The organism is Microcystis sp. BLCC-F210 (genome assembly GCF_042134685.1).
GTDB classification, from domain to species: Bacteria; Cyanobacteriota; Cyanobacteriia; order Cyanobacteriales; family Microcystaceae; genus Microcystis; species Microcystis aeruginosa_D.
On sequence record NZ_CP169647.1, the window covers coordinates 2,323,895 to 2,343,231 of the forward strand.

The window sequence follows — 19,337 nt, forward strand, 5'->3', positions numbered from 1 at the left end:
AACTGAAAAAAATGACAAACTATCGCAATCCTGCCCCCACTGTTGATATTATCATCGAACTGATCGACTCGCCCCACCGTCCGATCGTACTAATTGAGAGAAAAAATCCGCCTTTTGGCTGGGCAATTCCGGGGGGATTCGTGGACTACGGTGAATCGGTGGAAACGGCGGCCATTCGGGAAGCTTACGAGGAAATCAGTTTAGATGTGCAGTTAATCGAGCAATTTCACGTCTATTCCGATCCTAACCGCGATTCGCGTCAACACACCATTAGTATTGTTTTTATCGCCACGGCAAAAGGAAAACCGATCGCTGCCGATGATGCCAAAAAAGTGGGGATTTTTCATCTCTGGGAATTCCCCCAAGCTTTATGCTTTGATCACGATCGCATCCTCAATGATTATCGTCGTTATCGGGATTATCAAATCCGTCCCACACATTAGACCCCAACCTAGCTATAAAAGCAATCCTTGCCCAAAACCTCCCCGAAAAACCGTTAAAAAATTATACACTTCTGAGGGCGACAATCGGCTCCAATTTAGAGGCACGATAGGCGGGAAAAACGCCAAAAAAGAGACCAATACCCGTGGAAACGCTCAAAGACAGGGCGACGGCGGTGGCGGAAACAGTGGCAGCCAGGGGGGAGAAACTGGAGACAAGAACGATCGCTCCCGCACCGAAGAGAATACCAAGCGCACCGCCAGCGATGGAAACGAGAGTTGATTCAATCAGGAATTGTAAGAGAATATCCTGTTCTCTGGCTCCGATCGCTTTTCTTAGTCCGATTTCCCCGGTTCTTTCCGAAACCGAAACGAGCATAATGTTCATCACCCCGATACCACCGACAATTAGGGAAATACCGGCGATTAGAGCCAAAAGTAGGGTTAAACCCTGAGTAATCGTGCCGAAGATCTCGATCATTTGTTTAGCAGTTTCGACGCGAAAATCATCCTCAGCGATGATTTTATGGCGTAAACGTAGAAGATTCTCGATTTGGAACTTAGCGGCGCGGATTTCCTCCCCCGATCGCGCGCTGAGACTAATCCAACTCAACTCGACACCGTAGGGTCCGGTTTTACCCACCAGCTGCGAGTTCATGGTGCTAAGGGGAATAATCAACATTTCATCCTGATTATTGCCAAAAAAGGAGCCTTTCGCCTCTAAAATCCCGATCACCTCAAAACTGAGATTTTTGATCCGCAGCTGTTGACCGAGGGGATTTTGGGTGGGGAAAAGTTGCGATGCCACTTCACGGCCGATTACCGTTACCCGTTTGTTGCGGACTAGATCGATATTATTGATAAAACGACCTTTTTCTAGGGTAAAATTGCGAACAGAAGCGTATTCTGGGGTGCTTCCCGTGACTAGAGCCGTCATATTGCGATTACGATAGGAAATCAGGAAACGAGCGTTTATTTCTGGAGCGACTTCAGCAACGGTGGGAACCTGTTCGGCGATCGCCTGAGCATCGGCTAAAACCAAGGTTTTCGGTAAATTAACGGTGGTATTGCGTGCTTGTCGCGATCCCGGCACCACAAAAAGAGTATTGGGTCCCAAGTTAGCAAACTGGTCATTGGCTAAGGTTTGCGCCCCTTGGCCAATACCAATCATAGCCACCACCGAAGCGTTACCGATGATAATTCCTAACATTGTCAGGCCGCTACGCACTTTATTGGCCCCTAGGGTGGCGACGGCCATTTTTAAGCTTTCGATGATAAACATATCAGTTATCAGTTATCAGTTATCAGTTATCAGTTATCAGTTATCAGTTATCAGTTATCGGTTAGATAGTTGTAGGGTTTTGGGGTTTTGGGGTATTAGTTGAATTCCGCCATTTCCCCATTCCCCCATTCCCCCATTCCCCCATTCCCCCATTTCCCGAATCCTGCCCGATCATAAAAAAGACAATTTGGAGATATTTGTTAAGAAAAATTATTGAGATTTTTGATTAGTTTTCGAGGTATCTTCGGCTCCTTGGGGGAGATCGATAAAGACCTTTTCTCCAGCTTCCAACCCTGATAAAATTTGGGTTTTATCGTCTAAGACCAAACCGATCGAAACGGGTTTAAAACTGGGTTTATTTTCGGCATCAGGAACTAAAACCCCTGACTTGCCTTCCCGGGTGACAATGGCAACAGTCGGCACGACCAGGGCATTATCTAACTGCTGGCCGACAAAAGTTACATCCACATTCATTTTTGATTTAAGTTTGTCCCGTCCCGTCACCAAACCGATTCTGACCTCAAAAGAAGTAACATTCTCCTCGATAATTGCTTCGGGAGCCACGAGAATAACTCGACCTTCAAAGACTTCTTCAGGAAAAGCATCGGCGACAATTCGCACGGGTTGGCCGCGCTGTAATAAACCCACATCTACTTCCGGCACTTTCGCAATTACTTCTAATCCCGATGCTAGGGCGATAATTGAGGTGGAAGTGGCGGAAGCGGTACTAGAGGCCGAAGTGGTGGGAGTGACAAAAGAACCCTCGGTGGCGTATTTTTGGGTGATGATGCCATCAAAGGGAGCAGTAATGACCGTATCGCGGTATTGAATCTTAATTTGCTCTAAACTGGCCCTAGCAGCCGCTACGGATGATTCTAGTCGAGCAAGCTCGGTTTCTTGGGTTTTTTGGCGTTGTTCGAGGGCAAATTTCGCTTCTGCGATCGCTGCTGCTGCTCGAATCATTTCCTGCTCAATTCCGGCTACTTCTGGGGAAGCGGTTTTATCCGCTTGTTCCAAACGGCGGATCGATTCGTCTAAATTGGCTTTAGCGTTGAGATATTCATTAAGGACGGCATCAAATTGGTCTTGAGCGATCGCCCCTTCCCGGACTAAATTTTCATTGCGTTTAACCCGATTTTCTGCTAGTCGAAACCGGGATTGGGCCGCTTGTACCTGAGCTTGCAGCTGGTCTAAATCTTTGGGAATTCTTTCTTTGGCCTGAGCTAAACGGGCTTCTAATTGCTTATAACTGGCCTGGGCCTGATAAAATCTGGCCTGTAATTGGCGGATATCTTCGGGAATACTGCGTTTAGCCTGTTCCAGACTGGCTAGAGCTTCCCGCAGACGCGCTTCTGACTGCATCCCCTGGGCATACACCTCTAAATTATCCATGACGGCGAGGGTTTGTCCCTTTTTAACGACCATGCCTTGATCCACCAATAATCGCACTAATCGGCCGGGGTTTTTCGGGCTAATGTTGACACTTTGGATTGGTTCCACCCTACCACTAGCTTTAATTTCCACAGCGAGAGTTTCCCGTCGAGCAGGAACGGTCATTTTCGCCAATTCTAGGGCAGGAGGAGGGGTTTGCAGTAAGCGATAAGAAACCACTCCCACCACCAGAAAACCACTAGCCATGAGTCCGAATATCCAAAATAGGGGGCGATTTGATTTTCCCAACACGGTTATTGCCATCGATCAGCCAAAAGTTAATTGGTTATATACTAACGTCTCTAGAGTTGCCTTTGTTGTTTCTTTAGCCAACAACCCCCAAGCGAGATAGACTGATTAAAAAAGGCCTATCGCGGGGGTAAACTGTGCCAAAACTTCGATTAATCATTTCTTTGCTCATTTTTTTCGTCGCTGGCAACCCGCCAGCTTTTTCCCAAGCTCTACTCCCCTACGCCATCGAACCGGAGTTAGAACAGATGGAACAAGCGGGAATTGAAATGGCTGAGGATGCTATCCAATTAGCTCGTTTTCGCCGTACCGATGCGGCCCTTTCCCGCGCTAGGTTAGCGGTGCAGTTGGCCCCCCATCTCTATCAAACTTGGTTTATTCTCGGTAGTTTATATCTGCAAGACGATCAGGTACAACCCGGTATCGAGGCATTAAATCAATCTTTGTCCCTTGCTCCCGCCGATGCCCACGCTAATATTAAATTTTCCCTCGGTAGTGCCTATTTTCAGAATCAAGATTACCAGTCTGCTATTGCCCAGATTGAAGCGGGTTTGCAAATGAAACCCGATGTCTCCCCCGCTCTTTTTGATCTCGGTAATTCCTATCTCAAGTTAGCGCAATATCCTGATGCGATCGCAGCTTACGAAAAAGCTGTTAGTCAAGATAAAAATTTTTGGCCGGCTATTAATAATATTGGTTTAGTTAAATACGAACAGGGTGACAAGGAAGCGGCTCTTAAAGATTGGCGGGCCGCTTTGAAAATTGATCCTAAACAGCCGGAACCTCAGTTAGCTATTGCGGTGGCTATTTATAGTCAAGGAAAAACTGAGGAGGGCATCAAATTAGCTCAGGCCGCTCTCACTAGCGATAGTCGTTATGTCAGTCTGGAATTTTTAGAGGAAAATCTCTGGGGTCAACGTCTCTTACAAGACACGGAGAAAATGTTTAATCATCCCAAAATGAAAGATTTTATCGCTCGTTTACCACAACCAATCCCAGAAGCGGAGGAAGAAAATTAAGCTGATAGCAGCAAGCACTAAGATAATCCCTTAGTTAATTGGCTAGGAATTCTTGAGGCTTGCTCTAACTAATTAGGACTGGCTGAATATCGGTAGCAGCTTTGCTAAAAAATGGTTTTGGGACTTTATTAGCAAAACAACAAACTTTTTGCCGCAAACCCCACATACAGTACAATTATTACAGTTAAGGGTTTGAAAGGCCTAGGATGATGGCAAAGCAATCAAGGGCAATTGCGGTAACAGAACATGATAATAAGTGTCCCGAATGTCTGCACTTGGAGATGTCGGGAGAACTGGTTACGTCTGAGTCTAAGGGTGTTGTTTCCCTTTTCAAAAAGTCTGAACCAAAGGCGTTTTCCCTATCGGTGCGGCTTAATTTTAATCAGCAGTGGCTTGATTTTTCTTTTGGACGGGTTAAGTTTGGTTTGCGGGGGGGAGAGTTACGCTTAAAACTGGAGAATGGCCAAATGCCTTCTGAGTTGAGAAATGAGGCGTTGAAAAAGATTTTAGCAAGGGAGTTGGAGATTGAACGTCAGTTAGGAGGAGAAAAGGAAAGCAAGTCTCAACTAGAAGGCTCTATAACTCCTGATTTATCGAAGGCAAGCTTCAAGGGAGTTAGAGAACAGCGTCAGAAAGAGTCCCGGGGAGATAAGTTTCAGCTTAAAATAGCGCAAATTAGTCACAAGGGAGCAAATAATCAGCCTGTGTGGGTGTTCGAGAATAGGACAGGTGAGCCTGTTTTACTGGGGGAATTAATGGATTTGCTTGATGAATTGGGAAAATTTATTTAGGGTTTGCGGCAAAAAGTTTGTTGGTGAGGTTCCCTTGTTTCAAGGCAGAGCTTTGAAACATAATATCTAAGGCTCTGCCTTAAAGTAGTATTTAGAAAAACCGGAATTTCAGTAAACAGTTATCAGTAAACAGTTATCAGGTAGAACCTGAATCAAGCGTTCCCAGGTTCTACCTGGGAACGAGATAAACCACTAAGACTACGAATGTATGGAAGGCTATCAATTGGGCGAAAGTCCAAAGATACGTCTTTAATCTCCAAAAGAGAATATTCCAAGCGGCTAAATCGGGATAGGATGCAAAGGTTAGAAGGTTGCAACGTCTATTAGTGAAATCATACTACGCTCGTCTATTAGCAGTTCGCAAAGTGACTCAAGATAATCAAGGAAAGAAGACAGCAGGAGTCGATGGAGTGATAGCAGTATCCCCAGAACAAAAGCTAAATCTAACTGAAGAGATCAAGGGAAAACTCAAAGCAAAACCGCTAAGAAGGGTATGGATTCCTAAACCCGGTAGGGATGAAAAACGCCCATTAGGAATACCCACCATAAAAGACAGAGCTAGACAAGCATTGATTAAATCGGCACTCGAACCAGAATGGGAGTCAAAAACTCACAAACTTAAAAGTAGGGTGGGCATTGCCCACCAATTCATCTCACAAACTTAAAAGTAGCATTGCCCACCCTAAGGACTCACTAATCACTGATTAATGGAGAAATTAATCAGTGATTTATCCAGAGATGGTAAAGTGATTGCTTGAAAAATCAAAGAACAATGATAGACTTGCCTATTGTCTGGCGATTAGCTAGAGCAATATGAGCTTCTAAGCTGTGATTGAGCGAATACTTTTGACCAATCAAAACAGACAACTTTTTTTGAGCAATGTACTCAAAAATATCGAGAAGTCTTTCCGTAAATTCCTGACCTTTCAGATAATGTGCTGTGGTAGGACGAGTCAGAAAAAATGAACCCCGATCACTGGATGAGTTGGCTAAGAGATTAACATCAAAAGGCGGAATAAAGCCACTAGATTGACCGAACGCAACTAGCAATCCCCGCGATTTGAGAATCTTTAGACTCTTCTTGAAAGTAGCGGCTCCAACTGAATCATACACCACATCGACTCCCGCTCCATCGGTCAGCTTCATCGTTTCGGTTTCAAAGTCCTCGCTTGAATAGAGAATCGTATGATCGATCCCCACAGATTGGGCAATTTGGGCTTTTTCTAAGGTAGAAACTGTGCCAATTACTTTGGCTCCTTTCAATTTCGCAAGTTGCACTATTAGTAACCCAACTCCTCCCGCTGCTGCGTGGACTAAAATCTTATCATTTTCCCCGATAGCAAAGGTACTATGAGTTAGATAATGAGCGGCTAATCCTTGTACCAAACAAGCACAACCTGTAGAAAAATCGATAGATTCTGGTAAGCGAATTGCCCGACTTGCGGAGACAGCAGTAAACTCAGCATAGCTTCCGGTTCCAGTGTGACAATAGGCGACACGATCGCCTACCTCAAAATTAGTAACCTTCTTCCCTTTTTTGCTGACAATTCCTGCTCCCTCTATTCCTGGAGTGTAGGGAAAATTCGTTCGATAAGAACCATCCCGAAACAGTAGATCTTTCCCATTAATACCAGAAGCTTTGTTTTCGATGAGAAGTTCCGAATCTTGTAAAGGAGGAATCGGTATTTCTTCTAGTTGTAGAACTTCTGGACTACCGGGACGATGAACGCGAATGGCTTTCATGATTATAGCTCCTAAAAAGCGAAAGGGATACAAAGATGATCAAGAGTTTTTGATGAGCGAGTTAGCTTTTTTAAAGCGAATTAGAGAAGCGAAAGTTAGATCAATTGCCTGAAATAACCCCCAGACTTCTCGGTAATCCTCTTTCCAGCCCGGACAGCCTTGCTCTAGGTCTTGCTGTCGAGCGAAAATAGCGTTTGGCCAATCTTTTGAGGTGGGATAGCGATGGTGAAAATCATGCACAGGTGTGTCTCCGACCATCACGAAAACCCGACAAAACAGGAAGTGAAAGAAAATCATTTTCAGCCACCACCACGACCATTTAGAAAAGCTTTCTACAGATTTGCCCTCAACTTCAGGAGGGCTTTCTCCGAGAAAAATTCCCGTAGTCAACCGAGCATAATCTGATTTGTTTCTTGTTGGCGACAGGGTTTGGTGTTCGGGAAAAATATGCTCTGCACAAAGCCTTAAAGTCGCGCTAATTTGATAGAGAATGGTTAGCGGAACTACCCACACTAAGAGGAAAGTCACCCAAGCATTGGTTAAGGCTACTACCCCCAGCATCGTTGATAGGAAAAACCAAGATTTGAGGTTATAAAACAGGTAAGGAGAACATAAGCTGGAGGCGAGACGTTTGTAGAGTATTTGCCCGTGAAAACGCGGGGAGACTAGGCTTATGCCTAATTTGCGCCAGAGTTTGTGTTTCATGGTTTAATATTCAATAATCCAAGAGTTTGCAAAAAGTGAAAAGTTGGATCTGTTGGAGTCATCAAGTTTTTGAGTCCGTGATGATCTTTTTTGTGTGTTTGACAGTAGGTAGGAAAATTACCAATCATGAGAAAAATTGAAAGGGTTTCTCCTAACCATTGATCAAATTTTTCTCGCCCTAAAAACTGTTCGTGTGCGCACTGATGTACTATCTGGACTTGCAGTTTCCTTGCACCGGATACAGTAAATAGCCATCCAAGAGGCAAACAAATAAGGAAACCGTGATGTAAGAACAAAATATTGAGAATTACTCCGCTTAATAGAGAGAGTGTGGCAGTAGCAAGATGGTACATTGGGGTTAAGCGCGATGGGGTTTCACCCTTTAGGGGTTTGCCTGTCGCTACAGTGAGAAAAGGTTGGCACCATCGAGGGCAGCTACTCATCTTTTCTCTGGGATTTTGTTGGTTCATTGTGTAGATGAGGTAAGGGTTTTCGAGCTTTGTTGTCAAAGTAGGGGCAACCTCCGACAGGGTGTGTCGGAGGGGTAAGCTAAACGGCTTTTACTTCGGATCACCGATATAGAGTCCAAAAGGTTTATAGCTATTGGATCATGCAGGTTAAGCGCCGTTTAGCTTACTTAGAAAATATTTAGGGGGTCAACTTAAACCCCAACTGAAGACCAGGAGCGCATCCATCGAACCACCAGCGATGTAACACTCTCGGCTTAGTCGGATCGAAAGCTGTACGGCCGTGCAGTAGGGCGGTATTATCCAGTAGCAACAGGGATCCCGGTTCTAGGCTAAAAAGGATCTGATTTGCTTCGTCCTCGACGAACTCTCGAAGTTGATTAACAATCCGTCGAGCTTTGGGATGGACATCGATCTGGGCTGTATCATCGCCAGTGTCCCCACGATATCTGACTTGTAAACGCCCATCAGCATTTTGAGAGAGAATCGGACCACAAGCACGCTGTCCCTTTCTGTAAACCCCAAGCGTAGTGGGGTCGTATAGATAGTTCACATCTTCTGGGTTCACTTGCTTCAGGTGCTGAAGTGCCTTACGAAACTCAAGCAATTTAGTGGTTCCCTGTCCTTTGATCGATTGCTGACAGTACATGACGACGATACCAATTTTCTGACTAGAGAACGAGCCGTCGGTATGCATCCCGCTGGCGAGATAGGTTGTATTGATGTAGTTGACTCCGGGCTTGAATTGAATTGCCACGGCACCAGAGTCATCAGAAAGCGGATGACGAACCAGTTTGCCTAAATTAACTGTCGCTAAGAGATTTCCGATATCCTCTTTATCAAATTCAGGAGGCAGTCGGCGAAGGCAGTACCCCTTCTCATTTATCTCTTTACATATCTGATCCTGAACATCAGGAGCCTTCGCATCCATGAGAGAATGTGCTATTGTCATAGGTATAAACCCTGTGTGACAGGGGAAGAAAAGAAACACGGGTTCGAGTTTTCCAGACCAGTCCCGTGTCTGCTTTCAACAATAACATAAAATCAATAATGTGGACATCCATATCCACATTTTTTTTTGCCTCAAAATTTACTGTCCAGAATGTTCCGAAAAATTGTCCGCGGACCAAAAAACCCCAAAATCCTTTCAGGGAAAGCAAAATTCTTTCAGTCAGGGAAAGCAAAATCCTTTCAGTCAGGGAAAGCAAAATCCTTTCAGGACAAGAGATATTATGCTTTAAGCCAGGACTTTTGGGACAGTTCTTGGACGTTATTGTCCACTATTTACCCTGACTAAGCGTTTTTATTGTCCATAAGGACATGATCATGCTATACTGGGTAACAGGTGCCAAAAAAAAGGGGACTTAGGCATTTTCTGTCAGTCAAAAAAGCTCAAACCATTACGGGACAAAGGGTTAACCTTGATTTATCATATCTTTCTTGACAGTTTCTCGAAGTAAATCCCAAGCAGGGATTGGGATTGAGGCTTTTCTCGATTGGTCTTTTGTCTAAGTCCCACTATGTGTACATGGGATGCGACTCGACTCCTAATCCCAAGAACTACTAACCCCGATACCAAAGCTAAATTCCAGCAAGTCATGTCAAAACCAGCAAAAAGAGATCCTGAAGATATTAAGCGAGAAGAAAGAGTTTATTTTTTTCTTCTCAAACTAGCGGGGATCAAAATTAGTCCAGATAATCCAAACATTGAAAGTCTGAAAACACTAGATATTACTAAAAAATGGGGATATAAAGATGACGCGGGAAGGAAATTTACTGAAAGAGTATTAAACGGCTTGAATGAGAACAAAGAGGAAAATGTTCCTCCCTTAACGCTAAGTCGTTTAGTCGAGATTCTTGAAGGAATAGAAAAATACATAGAATATAGTAATAAAGCTGAGAATGAAGGCGACTCACTTCCAAAAGTTCTCAGTAAATTAGATAAAATTAAGGCAATTCGCAAATATTGTGAACTGTCACGTCAACAGAAGAAAGACTTGGGGTTGCCAGTTGATTTTCAGGCTTATATAGAAGAAAATTTGATCGACTTGTCTGATGATTATACTATATCTTCTGACCAAGTATCAGATTGTTTAGAAGATAAATATATCGAGATAGATAAAATCAAAGAAACCAAAGATCAAGATTCCGTTCTTTGGACAATTAAAAGAAAATATCTGAACAATTTAGTCAAAGAGGTAATTGAAAACAAATTCTCAAAAGATTGGCTAAATAAAAATAATGAAGTAGTTGAAAAAATACAAAAAAAAGTTGAGAATGAAATTACACTTATTGCTGTTCAATCTGGCTTAGAAATTGCTAGATATCATCTTCCAAAGCTATTATCACGACAAGATTTAAGTCAGTTTGATGAAGCTTATAAAAAACAATGGAACTATCAATTACCTGATCAGTGGATTAAGCAGTTAACCTCTACTGTCATTGACAATAAAATAATTTCTGATCAAATTCCGATTGCTTTTAGGTACTTAGAAGTCAAAAAAGTCGGACCTCTTCCTTTTGAATCTGTGGATGATCATTTAATCAATGAACAACTCTTAAAAAAAGACCCAGATAGTACAGCAACTAAAGCAGCATTCGAGATATTCAAAAAGAATAATGCTTATCAAGTCACGATTCATTTCCGTTTAAAAATAAAAAAAGAAAATAAAGAAGAAAATATCGATTTTGTTGAAGAAGTAAGTGGTATTTCAAGTATTTTATCATTAGTTCGCAAAGCACTTAATCGGGGATTACTTTGGGATATATCTTGTTTAAATATTTACTTTCCTGTTATGCAAGACGTTTATACTGAGGATAAATATACTGAGGATAAATTATTTAGTGGTGATGGTTTGGCATCTGTTTGGTCAAAATCAAGAGGTAGATTGATCAAAAGTGAGGATTTAAAATACTTACTTGAGAATGAAGAAAAGAATGATTTTGATTCTTATGTTGAAGGTTCAGACATTATCCAGAGCGACTATCTAGGATTTGATTTAATCGAATCTATAGCTATATCTGGCTTTCGTACACGCCTAAAATTAATTGAACAAACAGGCATTCCTCCAGAGGAATATATTGATCATTTGAAAATCCGTATTAAAGAAAAAGAGAATTTAATTCAAGGAAAGAAATATTTAATATCTTATCCTTTTTCTTTATTAGTAATGGAGAAACATCTAAACGAAACAATCCTTAAAGATTATACAGACAAATCTAAATGGAGTAAAATTGCCTACGAAGCTCAATTATTTATTATTGAAGCATATCTTGATGAAGGCTTGGTTAACCAAGCAGGAAACTTATTAAAAACACTGAAAAGTCATGAGGATAATTTCAGTCATTTTCTTAAAGCTAGTTATTATTTATGTCAGGCTGAATATACTTTTTTACGTGACAAGAATAAATCTGAGGGAAGAAAAGGACCGAAACAAGAGTTAATAGATGAATGTAACGATTACATAGAAAAAGCTGAAGATCAACTACGGAAAAGATTGCTAGAATTTTTTAGGATTGGTGAAATAGCTCAAGGAAATCTTTCACCTTTATACTATTATTGGACAAAAATATATATAATAAAAGCCCGACTGTCTCTATTCTTTCCTGTGTTTTTAGGGGAGTCAGTTAATCAATTATTTCCCTCCCTTGTATCGTTTGGAAAAGCGAGAGTTTATTATGCGCCTAGAGAAGGGGATTCTTACTTATGCGCTCAAGTCTCTTTATATCAAAGCTGGTGTTACTTAATCCAAGCTTATATAGGTAATGAACCAGAAGGATTTGAAAAAGACACTTGTATTAAGTGGGCAAAAAAACTAATCAATAATGGATTATTTAATTATCAAGAAGCAAGTCAAGAATGTTATCGAGATTATACAGACAATCTTTTTTCGGATCAGAAATATGAGAAAGATAACTTGTTGTATGAGCAATATGAATTGTTGGAAATTGAATGTCCCCCCTTTTTAAATTACTCTCCTTCAGGGGGTGTCAAAGAAGACAATCGAGGAAACAAATCAAAAGAGGGAACAATTAAAATTTATGATATTGGTTCTGAATTAATAAAAGCAAACTTTGTTGATGAAGAACAGACTAGCAAAAAACCTATAGATTTGTTTGGTCAGCATTCATCTCTATACTTTTTTGCCTTGGGGATGCTTAAACTTTGTGATAATTATAATAATAATGAAGAAGATGCTAAAGAAAATCTAAAACAATCTTTTAATTACTTTGTCTGTAGTTGGGCAATTGCTCAAGGAGGTTCTCAACTGGGTAAAACTTCAGATCCTGTAAAGATGAATCGCAATTTTGACGAATTGAAAATAAATGATGTTAAGATTGAAGACAACTTTAACGTTTCAAAATTGAGGGGTATATTTTTCCATTGTGTTAGTGAATGGATGGATTTGGCAAAAATTTTTATGGCAGTTTGCAAGAGTATTCTTGGAGAAGATGAAGACTTTCAGGTTGTCGAGGCTATCTTAACAGAAGGAGGAGAAGATGTCTTTAGTAAAGTTCCTGAACATTTTGATCAAGTTGTCGATGTCGCTGGTCAAACAGATTATAACGAGCATCTAAAGTTAGCATTTAAGAATATCAAAGACTATCTCAGTTACTATATATCGGAAAAACATAAAAATAAATCTCTTATTGAGCGTCGAGACGAAGTAGTTAGAGCGATATTTATTCGTTTACGAGGAGGATTATAAGGGTGGCTTTCTTATACTTATGGTGATGAGAAAATCTTATATATCGTAGGGTGGATTAATCACGGGCTAGAATTTGTCAATTTTAATATATTTTTCCTGTCCTCGACGTAACCTACCTCAGAGTATTTGTATTCTGCATTATTGATTGTTGTTTAGAAATTTCGTTGCTCAACTCAAAGAGAAACACTATATGATACTGTTTCGGTGGGCATTGCCCACCCTACGCGACTCTTTTGCCTATTCTACAAGATCGGCGATCACACTGACAAGAATGGGTTTTTGTTTATCCGTATTCCTTGACGCGAATCTTTGTGGAGTAGTTCGCCTTTATAACGATAATCTTTTCTGGAGAGGAGAAAAAAACTCTGTGTCCTCTGTGTCTCTGTGGTTTTTATCAAAAGACTATCAAAATACATAATAGGGAAGTGGCTCGACGAATTTGCTCCCGATGCAGTGCCTTTTCAGGACTATCGTTACTGGGGGGCGTTTTATTGTCTGGGACTTCCTTAAATTAGGAATTATTTCCTTGTTGCAAGTAACGCACCATACCTATCCCTTGTTTCAAGGCAGAGCTTTGAAACATAATATCTAAGGCTCTGCCTTAAAGTCGTATTTAGAAAAACCGGAATTTTAGGAAACAGTTATCAGTAAACAGTTATCAGGTAGAACCTGAATCAAGCGTTCCCAGGTTCTACCTGGGAACGAGATAACTAGATAAATAAGTTAAAATAGTAAGGCGATCATTAACAAAGGGGTCAACAGATGCAAAATTTACGTCAGGTGTCTTTACTAACAAGTGGACAAGAGCAAGTATTAACTATTCCTCCTGAACTGGCCCTATCAAGTACAGAGGTTTTGTTACGCAAAGAAGGTCATCGCTTAATCATTGAGCCGATTTCTTCCGGTTCTCTAATTTCTTTGCTGACTACTTTGCCAGACATTACAGACAATTTTCCTGATATAGATGAAGGGTTGCTTCCCCTTGATGACATTACATTTTAGTACCACCCAATGACCTATCAATATCTGCTTGATACTAACATCCTATCACATTTGATCAGGTATCCCCAAGGTCAGGTTTTTCAGCATATTGTGGATGTCGGCGAAGAAAGCGTTTGTACGAGCATCATTGTGGCGTGTGAATTAAGATTTGGAGTGGTTAAAAGTGGTTCCTCCCGTCTGGTGCAGCAACTAGAACGCATCCTGGAGTTCTTGACAGTTTTGCCATTAGAATCAACTGTAGATAAGCACTATGCCCTAATTCGTAAACATTTGGAGCAAGCAGGAACCCCAATCGGTCCAAATGATTTACTGATTGCTGCTCATTCTCTAGCGCTTGATCTGACTCTTGTTACCGCAAATACTCGTGAATTTGAGCGTGTGCCTGCTTTGAAGTTAGAGAATTGGTTGATTGATTCTGTAATAATTTTTGGGGGATAATTTGTCATAAATGATGTTGCTGATAATGGTTTTGTATATATTCTGCAACTACTTTTTTGCGGTTTTCTCGCAATGACAAATTAGGTGGAGCATTTTCTAAAAGATGCTGAGGATGACCTCTCCGGCGTTGTAATAAAGTTTTACGCGGTTTTAAGCTTTGCCAATGTTCGTAAATGAGTTTTTTCAGAAGTTCTTCTGAGCTAATATTCTCTTCGGAAATGATGTCTGCTAGATAGTTCTCGGTTTCTCGATCTAGATTAATCGATAACATTGTTACCTCATGGGATAAATCAATATCTTTGATTATAGTTGAAAATCCATGATCGCACTACAGATAATCGCACTCACCCCCCCATCCCCAAATGGTAAAATGTTTTATGACATATAATTAATGGCTCTTCGGGACTTGGTATGGTTCGATAGGGGGGCATAAATCGACTAAATCCTTATCTGGCAAGGGATTTAATTGATTAGTTCGCTCCAGATCGCAAACAATTGACAAAAATTGCGTTAATGTCTGTCTCTATAAGGGTTTCATTCCTTATAACCCCGTCCATTGCATAAGACAAACCGAAGAACCTAATTAATTTGCAAGAGTTCTTATCTATCATTAATTTATTTGGTGCGTTACGCTATCGAAGAGCGCACCCTACTGGACTGTTTCAGTTACTATTTTCTTGCACTAACATCAGATTTTAACAGGTCAAAAGCCCTATTTTAAAAGGGTTTTACCATTATTCAGCAAACTCTAATTAGGATAAACTCGCCCTTTCCAACCTCCCCCTTGACCGCGCCAATAACGCAGGGCAGAATCGACGGTCATTAAACTATAAAAGAGGGCAATTAGGGGTAAAGTTAAAGCCCGCAGGGGGGATAATTTATATAGTCTTAAAGTCGGGCTATAGGAAAGGGCGATTAGTAATAAGGTGACGGTGCTAATTATCATAATTGATGTTTGTTTTAAGACCAATCCCCAGATTAAGCCCAAGGGGGCGGCTAAATAGGTTAAAAACATCCCGAAAATTGTCCCGATTAACCAAAGTGTTGAGTAATTTAGTTGCGTGAAGGCGGTCCGGGCTACCATATTCCAAATGCTGGCTAAATCGGGATAGGGACGGAGACTATAGGTGGTTTTTGTTAATCCTAACCAGATGGATTTCTCAGTATTTTCGGGATGATTTTGCAGATATTTTTTAACCGCAATCGCCAAAGAACAATCATCAATTAAAGCTTGTTTAAGAATCTCAATACCGCCAATTTTTTCTAGAATATCTCGGCGAATTAAAATGCAACCCCCAGCGGCGGCAGCTATCGGGGAATTAGGGTTATTAACTAGGGGGAAAGGATAGAGTTTCTCGAAGAAAAAAACAAAGGCAGGAATGAGGAATTTTTCCCAAAAACTGTCACAGCGTAGCAACACCATCAGGGAAACTAAAGCTTGTTTTTCTTGTACTGCTTTAGTAACTAATTGCGTTAAATTATCCGGTGCATGAGCAATATCGGCATCGGTAAACAGAAAATAATCGGGGGCGAATTTCTCGGTAGCCTCTGTTATTCCCTGTTTCATTGCCCATAATTTACCTGTCCATCCTATCTCTAAAGCTTGTCCAGAAATAATAGTTATCTGGTCAGATTTATGAGATTGTTTAGCAATTTCTTGGGCAACTTTTCCCGTGTCATCACTGCTTTGATCGTCAATTAAAATAATCGAAAATTTGCCTTGATAATCTTGGTTAAAGAGGGAAGTTAAACTGATAGGTAAAACGTCGGCTTCGTTTCTTGCCGGGATAATTGCCGAGACTTTTGGATAATTTGTTAAGGAAGAAGTGACAGGATTAATTTTTTGGTTAGATAACCAAAATTGTCCCCTAGCTAAGATTAAATATAACCAAATTATCAGCGATAGGGAAGTAATTAATAATAAGAAAAATGTCATAAGCTGGTGGCCTTTCGATGAGAGAATAGGGAACAGGTTAAAAAGAGTAAGTCTGTAGTTTAGACTAAAGGAAAAACCAAAGCAAAAAAAAAGGCAAGAATGAAGCCAAATAGAGAGAAAATAAAAGATGTAAGTGAATTTATCTTCTCTCTATGAGCAAATATAACAGATATAGCAGATTTCGCCAAGATACATACCAAAAGTTAGGTAATGCTAAAGATGCAACCTTTGACTTAATGGATAGCATCATGACCACCAGAAATGCCTATTGCATAGGAGATTTTTCACTGTCGCCCTTTTTTAGAAGAAAATGACATAGTACATACGAAGCGGTGCAAGATTGTCGTCCCGACCGCAATCAGCTAATGAAAAGATATGTTCAGGAAATACCAGAACTAGAGTATATCTTGTTAGCAATCGATCATACAGCATGGGAATTGAGGGATGCTAAAACGATGAAAGATAGAGGCTATCAACATAGCGCGGCATCAAAAAATGTAACAGTATTAGGACAAGGCTATAGCACCATTGTCTGGCTACCCGAAGGAGAAAAAAGTTGGGCATTACCATTAAGGCATGAAAGAATCGCATCGTTTGAAACACCGATATCCAAAGCCAAAGGGCAACTCCAAGAAGTATGTCAACAAATGGAACAAAAAGTCTTGGTAGTATTAGATTGTGAATATGGCAACAGTTCATGGGTAAATCCAGCAATTATCATTTTGAAAAAAATCAGATAAAATTCTCTTATTTAAATAAAGAACTTGTGTAGAAGCATTATTTTTTGACAGATAATTATCATCCAACACTGGAGATAGACAGGTTTTAAGAACTTTCTCCACGAAAAATCGATTTCAACTCATAAATCTGGATGAAATTCTAACAAAATTTTTAGTTTTTTTATGAACAACTTTCTTTTTTTCCTTCAAGAGTTCTGACATTTTTAACTAGAATTTACTTTTTTAAATGGGACATATTCGGTTAGAATAAATGAGAAAAATTCCGACCAATTCTTAAACCAAATAAATTTTAATAGGGTACGAATATCATTAAAGAAAGAAGTCCTAGTTACTAATAGCTCACGAATCTTTTGATAGGTGTAATTAACTAAATCCAACACGGTATGAAATAAAAAAGCTAGTAAATTCAAAGACAATAAGAACTCGCACAAATGATTCTGACCGTGACCAAAGTTATGCTCTAAATTATAACCGTGATTTTTAAGAACGTTATTGCCTTCATTTTCAACTTTCCATCTGCTACGTCCAGCTTTGACAATTTCTTCGACATTATTTTCCGTGATTTTATGATTAGTTATCCAATTATTTTGGTAGATAGTTTTCTGGGTTTTTTCATTGATAACAGTCACTTCACACCAATTAACTTCGAGACTTGAGTCCCCCTCTCTTAAGGGAACTCTAGAAGCATAACGATAACGATAAATTAGATTTTTTCGTCCATCCCATTGTTTCTTTTCAACGGTCCTAACTTCGCCACTTTTTTCTAAAAATTCTAGCCATTCATATAAAGTTTTATGCGACGTTTCCAAACAAACAAAAATAAAATTATAACCTTGTTTTATCGCTAATTCACAAACAGGTTCGTGAGAATATAAGTCGTCTCCTAAAAGAGTTACAGGATAACCATACTTATTTTTATGATTCCTATTTAACCATCTTTTAACGGCCGCATTTTCACAGTCTTGTTTTTGATGTCCATCTTGTTTTTTAATGAATTCTGGCTCTAAATTAATTACTTGTTTTTGCTTAGGAGAAACTACTATCGGTGTGACACAGCCATGAAAATAAGTTGTAGTTCCATTTCGATGATTACGACAGTTACAATGAGGGCAATTAATTTTCTTGGATGAGAAATATTCTGTGCCATCTAACGCCACTAATATTTCTCCATCTAAGTAGAGAAACTTTTTCAAAACTCCCTTTTCTTTTAACCATTCATAGACTTTTTGAAAAGTCCTAGAGATATTAGATGCTGGCACTGGATCTAGCAAATTTCTTATTTGATTATCCCCAGGAATTTTTTTAATTGAAAATAAACTTTCAGCATTATCTTTTCCCTTATTGCTTTTCATTAAACGTTGATGGTCTAAAAAAGACGGCGACTGAGTAAAAAAGACTGAAAATGCAGCCATCACGGCATCTTTTATCTCATATTTTCTATTATTTCCAGGTTTCCTCTCATCGGGTAAATCATCTAATTCTTGATGTAAAAATTGCGTTAATTCCGAAATTTCTAGGGTTGCCGCTTTTTGAGCCATCTTGGAATAATTTGACGTGCTGGTGGATTTCTATCTTACCCATTTTACCTTAGCTGACAATAATTATAAATTTTTATTTCCCTTGAATTCTCTATTCTAAAAACAGAACTATCTTCCTGATTTAACCCTGTTCGTTCTCAGCCAACCTCTTTGATTGCTTGAGTATTTATACTTAATTTGTCCAGCCAATTGTTTTTTTTATTGTTCGCCTCTTCTAGAAAATAGTTGCTTCGTACTATATTTTCCCTGCCAAAATCGGGGTTAATGCTCTATTTATTTCAAAATGAGAATTGCTGGATTCGTAGGGCTGTTGTCTCATTAATCTCCCAGTTAATTGCGAGATGGAAATAAGTCCTATATTCCCGCAAATACTCTAAGATCATCAAGATTTGGTCTTCTAAACTTAATTTACTTGGTCTTCCCGATTTTTTTTGCAGAACTTTTTCAGCGGCCAGAACTTTCACCATATCCTTAAATGTTTCAGGATATACTCCACAAAAGCGTTTAAACTCTTCTGGATTCAAATTTTTTACTTTTTCGTAAGTCATTGTTTTTCTGAGTGTTTTACTTTATTTTACATAATCAGTTCCTATTTTTGCAGGAGGTCTAGTATAGGCTACATATCAGCATGGGCAAAAGGCTTCGGGCGTGAGCTCAGCGTTCGACTGAGCTCACGCCGAAGTCTCACGCCGAAGTCCGAACGGCAAGAGGCAAGAGGCAAAAGGGGGAATAAATAATCAGTTTTTAATAACCAGATTTAGGATCACATCTGATAACTGATAACTGATAACTGATAACTGATGAGTTCGATCGGTTTTCTCAGCTATTGACAAGGGTTCCCCTAAAA

General features: G+C 40.0%; 16 protein-coding genes and 3 pseudogenes. 9 read left to right on the top strand and 10 right to left on the bottom strand.

The genetic code is table 11. From position 1 onward, the window contains the following. The first annotated feature begins 11 nt into the window (after positions 1-11). Positions 12-443, top strand: a complete 432-nt coding sequence (locus ACE3JL_RS11160) for an NUDIX hydrolase (protein WP_271988925.1) — start codon at positions 12-14, stop codon at positions 441-443. Between the two features lie 61 nt (positions 444-504). Here the strand turns inward: ACE3JL_RS11160 and ACE3JL_RS11165 are convergent, their stop codons facing one another. Together ACE3JL_RS11165 and ACE3JL_RS11170 are read right to left on the bottom strand one after the other, a co-directional pair. Further along, positions 505-1,722 carry an ABC transporter permease gene (locus ACE3JL_RS11165; RefSeq protein WP_375329483.1) on the bottom strand — a complete coding sequence of 406 codons (1,218 nt, stop codon included), beginning with the start codon at positions 1,720-1,722 and terminating at the stop codon, positions 505-507. A 210-nt stretch (positions 1,723-1,932) separates the two neighbouring features. After that, a complete protein-coding gene (locus tag ACE3JL_RS11170) occupies positions 1,933-3,417 on the bottom strand; it encodes an efflux RND transporter periplasmic adaptor subunit (protein WP_375329484.1) in 1,485 nt (494 codons plus the stop codon). Between ACE3JL_RS11170 and ACE3JL_RS11175 the strand changes: the two genes are divergently transcribed. The 4 genes and pseudogenes from ACE3JL_RS11175 to ACE3JL_RS11190 form a co-directional block, all read left to right on the top strand. Further along, positions 3,359-3,505, top strand: coding sequence for a hypothetical protein (locus tag ACE3JL_RS11175; RefSeq protein WP_167341562.1), 147 nt, complete (start codon positions 3,359-3,361; stop codon positions 3,503-3,505). The two genes, ACE3JL_RS11170 and ACE3JL_RS11175, sit on opposite strands and share 59 nt — an antisense overlap. A gap of 34 nt (positions 3,506-3,539) precedes the next feature. Beyond that, positions 3,540-4,421, top strand: coding sequence for a tetratricopeptide repeat protein (locus ACE3JL_RS11180; RefSeq protein WP_375329485.1), 882 nt, complete (start codon positions 3,540-3,542; stop codon positions 4,419-4,421). A gap of 209 nt (positions 4,422-4,630) precedes the next feature. Then, on the top strand, positions 4,631-5,212 hold the full coding sequence (locus ACE3JL_RS11185; RefSeq protein ID WP_375329486.1) for a hypothetical protein: 582 nt from the start codon (positions 4,631-4,633) through the stop codon (positions 5,210-5,212). Positions 5,213-5,430: 218 nt separating this feature from the next. Then, positions 5,431-5,820, top strand: a pseudogene (locus ACE3JL_RS11190) (reverse transcriptase N-terminal domain-containing protein); the annotation flags it as partial. Positions 5,821-5,974: 154 nt separating this feature from the next. Here the strand turns inward: ACE3JL_RS11190 and ACE3JL_RS11195 are convergent. The 4 genes from ACE3JL_RS11195 to ACE3JL_RS11210 all read right to left on the bottom strand — a co-directional run bounded on the left by ACE3JL_RS11195 (position 5,975) and on the right by ACE3JL_RS11210 (position 9,079). Continuing rightward, positions 5,975-6,955 (bottom strand): quinone oxidoreductase, encoded by a 981-nt coding sequence (locus ACE3JL_RS11195; RefSeq protein WP_375329487.1) that lies wholly within the window; start codon positions 6,953-6,955, stop codon positions 5,975-5,977. Between the two features lie 39 nt (positions 6,956-6,994). Next, entirely contained in the window at positions 6,995-7,660 is a 666-nt protein-coding gene (locus tag ACE3JL_RS11200; RefSeq protein WP_375329488.1) for a hypothetical protein, read from the bottom strand. After that, positions 7,657-8,130 carry a fatty acid desaturase gene (locus ACE3JL_RS11205; protein ID WP_375329489.1) on the bottom strand — a complete coding sequence of 158 codons (474 nt, stop codon included), beginning with the start codon at positions 8,128-8,130 and terminating at the stop codon, positions 7,657-7,659. The genes ACE3JL_RS11200 and ACE3JL_RS11205 overlap by 4 nt, the downstream gene beginning before the upstream one ends. 178 nt (positions 8,131-8,308) lie before the next feature. Continuing rightward, a complete protein-coding gene (locus ACE3JL_RS11210; RefSeq protein ID WP_375329490.1) occupies positions 8,309-9,079 on the bottom strand; it encodes a TauD/TfdA family dioxygenase in 771 nt (256 codons plus the stop codon). Between the two features lie 568 nt (positions 9,080-9,647). Between ACE3JL_RS11210 and ACE3JL_RS11215 the strand changes: the two genes are divergently transcribed. From ACE3JL_RS11215 to ACE3JL_RS11225, 3 genes are all read left to right on the top strand, one after another. Next, positions 9,648-12,836 carry a hypothetical protein gene (locus ACE3JL_RS11215; protein ID WP_375329491.1) on the top strand — a complete coding sequence of 1,063 codons (3,189 nt, stop codon included), beginning with the start codon at positions 9,648-9,650 and terminating at the stop codon, positions 12,834-12,836. Between the two features lie 762 nt (positions 12,837-13,598). Continuing rightward, positions 13,599-13,838, top strand: a complete 240-nt coding sequence (locus ACE3JL_RS11220; protein WP_002793069.1) for an antitoxin — start codon at positions 13,599-13,601, stop codon at positions 13,836-13,838. Positions 13,839-13,847: 9 nt separating this feature from the next. Next, entirely contained in the window at positions 13,848-14,276 is a 429-nt protein-coding gene (locus ACE3JL_RS11225; protein ID WP_002788601.1) for a type II toxin-antitoxin system VapC family toxin, read from the top strand. A gap of 4 nt (positions 14,277-14,280) precedes the next feature. Here the strand turns inward: ACE3JL_RS11225 and ACE3JL_RS11230 are convergent, their stop codons facing one another. Both ACE3JL_RS11230 and ACE3JL_RS11235 read right to left on the bottom strand, forming a co-directional pair. Then, positions 14,281-14,547 carry a hypothetical protein gene (locus ACE3JL_RS11230; protein ID WP_375329492.1) on the bottom strand — a complete coding sequence of 89 codons (267 nt, stop codon included), beginning with the start codon at positions 14,545-14,547 and terminating at the stop codon, positions 14,281-14,283. A 477-nt stretch (positions 14,548-15,024) separates the two neighbouring features. After that, positions 15,025-16,212: a glycosyltransferase gene (locus ACE3JL_RS11235; protein ID WP_375329493.1), complete on the bottom strand. Its 1,188-nt coding sequence runs from the start codon at positions 16,210-16,212 to the stop codon at positions 15,025-15,027. Positions 16,213-16,364: 152 nt separating this feature from the next. Here ACE3JL_RS11235 and ACE3JL_RS11240 point away from each other — a divergent pair. Continuing rightward, a pseudogene (locus ACE3JL_RS11240) lies at positions 16,365-16,919 on the top strand (transposase); the annotation flags it as partial. 322 nt (positions 16,920-17,241) lie between these two features. Here ACE3JL_RS11240 and ACE3JL_RS11245 read toward each other — a convergent pair. Further along, positions 17,242-18,490, bottom strand: a pseudogene (locus ACE3JL_RS11245) (ISNCY family transposase). 278 nt (positions 18,491-18,768) lie between these two features. Next, the gene (locus tag ACE3JL_RS11250) at positions 18,769-19,038 is read right to left on the bottom strand and encodes a transposase family protein (protein ID WP_375329494.1); all 270 of its coding nucleotides are present in this window, start codon (positions 19,036-19,038) and stop codon (positions 18,769-18,771) included. Positions 19,039-19,337: the final 299 nt, after the last annotated feature.

Bases quoted from the DNA above. Each gene is read 5' to 3' on its own strand.
- ACE3JL_RS11215 (WP_375329491.1), top strand. From the start codon at position 9,648: ATGTGTACATGGGATGCGACTCGACTCCTAATCCCAAGAACTACTAAC.
- ACE3JL_RS11170 (WP_375329484.1), bottom strand. From the start codon at position 3,417: ATGGCAATAACCGTGTTGGGAAAATCAAATCGCCCCCTATTTTGGATA.
- ACE3JL_RS11200 (WP_375329488.1), bottom strand. From the start codon at position 7,660: ATGAAACACAAACTCTGGCGCAAATTAGGCATAAGCCTAGTCTCCCCG.
- ACE3JL_RS11230 (WP_375329492.1), bottom strand. From the start codon at position 14,547: ATGTTATCGATTAATCTAGATCGAGAAACCGAGAACTATCTAGCAGAC.
- ACE3JL_RS11220 (WP_002793069.1), top strand. From the start codon at position 13,599: ATGCAAAATTTACGTCAGGTGTCTTTACTAACAAGTGGACAAGAGCAA.
- ACE3JL_RS11160 (WP_271988925.1), top strand. From the start codon at position 12: ATGACAAACTATCGCAATCCTGCCCCCACTGTTGATATTATCATCGAA.
- ACE3JL_RS11175 (WP_167341562.1), top strand. From the start codon at position 3,359: ATGAGTCCGAATATCCAAAATAGGGGGCGATTTGATTTTCCCAACACG.
- ACE3JL_RS11210 (WP_375329490.1), bottom strand. From the start codon at position 9,079: ATGACAATAGCACATTCTCTCATGGATGCGAAGGCTCCTGATGTTCAG.
- ACE3JL_RS11195 (WP_375329487.1), bottom strand. From the start codon at position 6,955: ATGAAAGCCATTCGCGTTCATCGTCCCGGTAGTCCAGAAGTTCTACAA.
- ACE3JL_RS11225 (WP_002788601.1), top strand. From the start codon at position 13,848: ATGACCTATCAATATCTGCTTGATACTAACATCCTATCACATTTGATC.
- ACE3JL_RS11185 (WP_375329486.1), top strand. From the start codon at position 4,631: ATGGCAAAGCAATCAAGGGCAATTGCGGTAACAGAACATGATAATAAG.
- ACE3JL_RS11235 (WP_375329493.1), bottom strand. From the start codon at position 16,212: ATGACATTTTTCTTATTATTAATTACTTCCCTATCGCTGATAATTTGG.
- ACE3JL_RS11205 (WP_375329489.1), bottom strand. From the start codon at position 8,130: ATGAACCAACAAAATCCCAGAGAAAAGATGAGTAGCTGCCCTCGATGG.
- ACE3JL_RS11250 (WP_375329494.1), bottom strand. From the start codon at position 19,038: ATGACTTACGAAAAAGTAAAAAATTTGAATCCAGAAGAGTTTAAACGC.
- ACE3JL_RS11165 (WP_375329483.1), bottom strand. From the start codon at position 1,722: ATGTTTATCATCGAAAGCTTAAAAATGGCCGTCGCCACCCTAGGGGCC.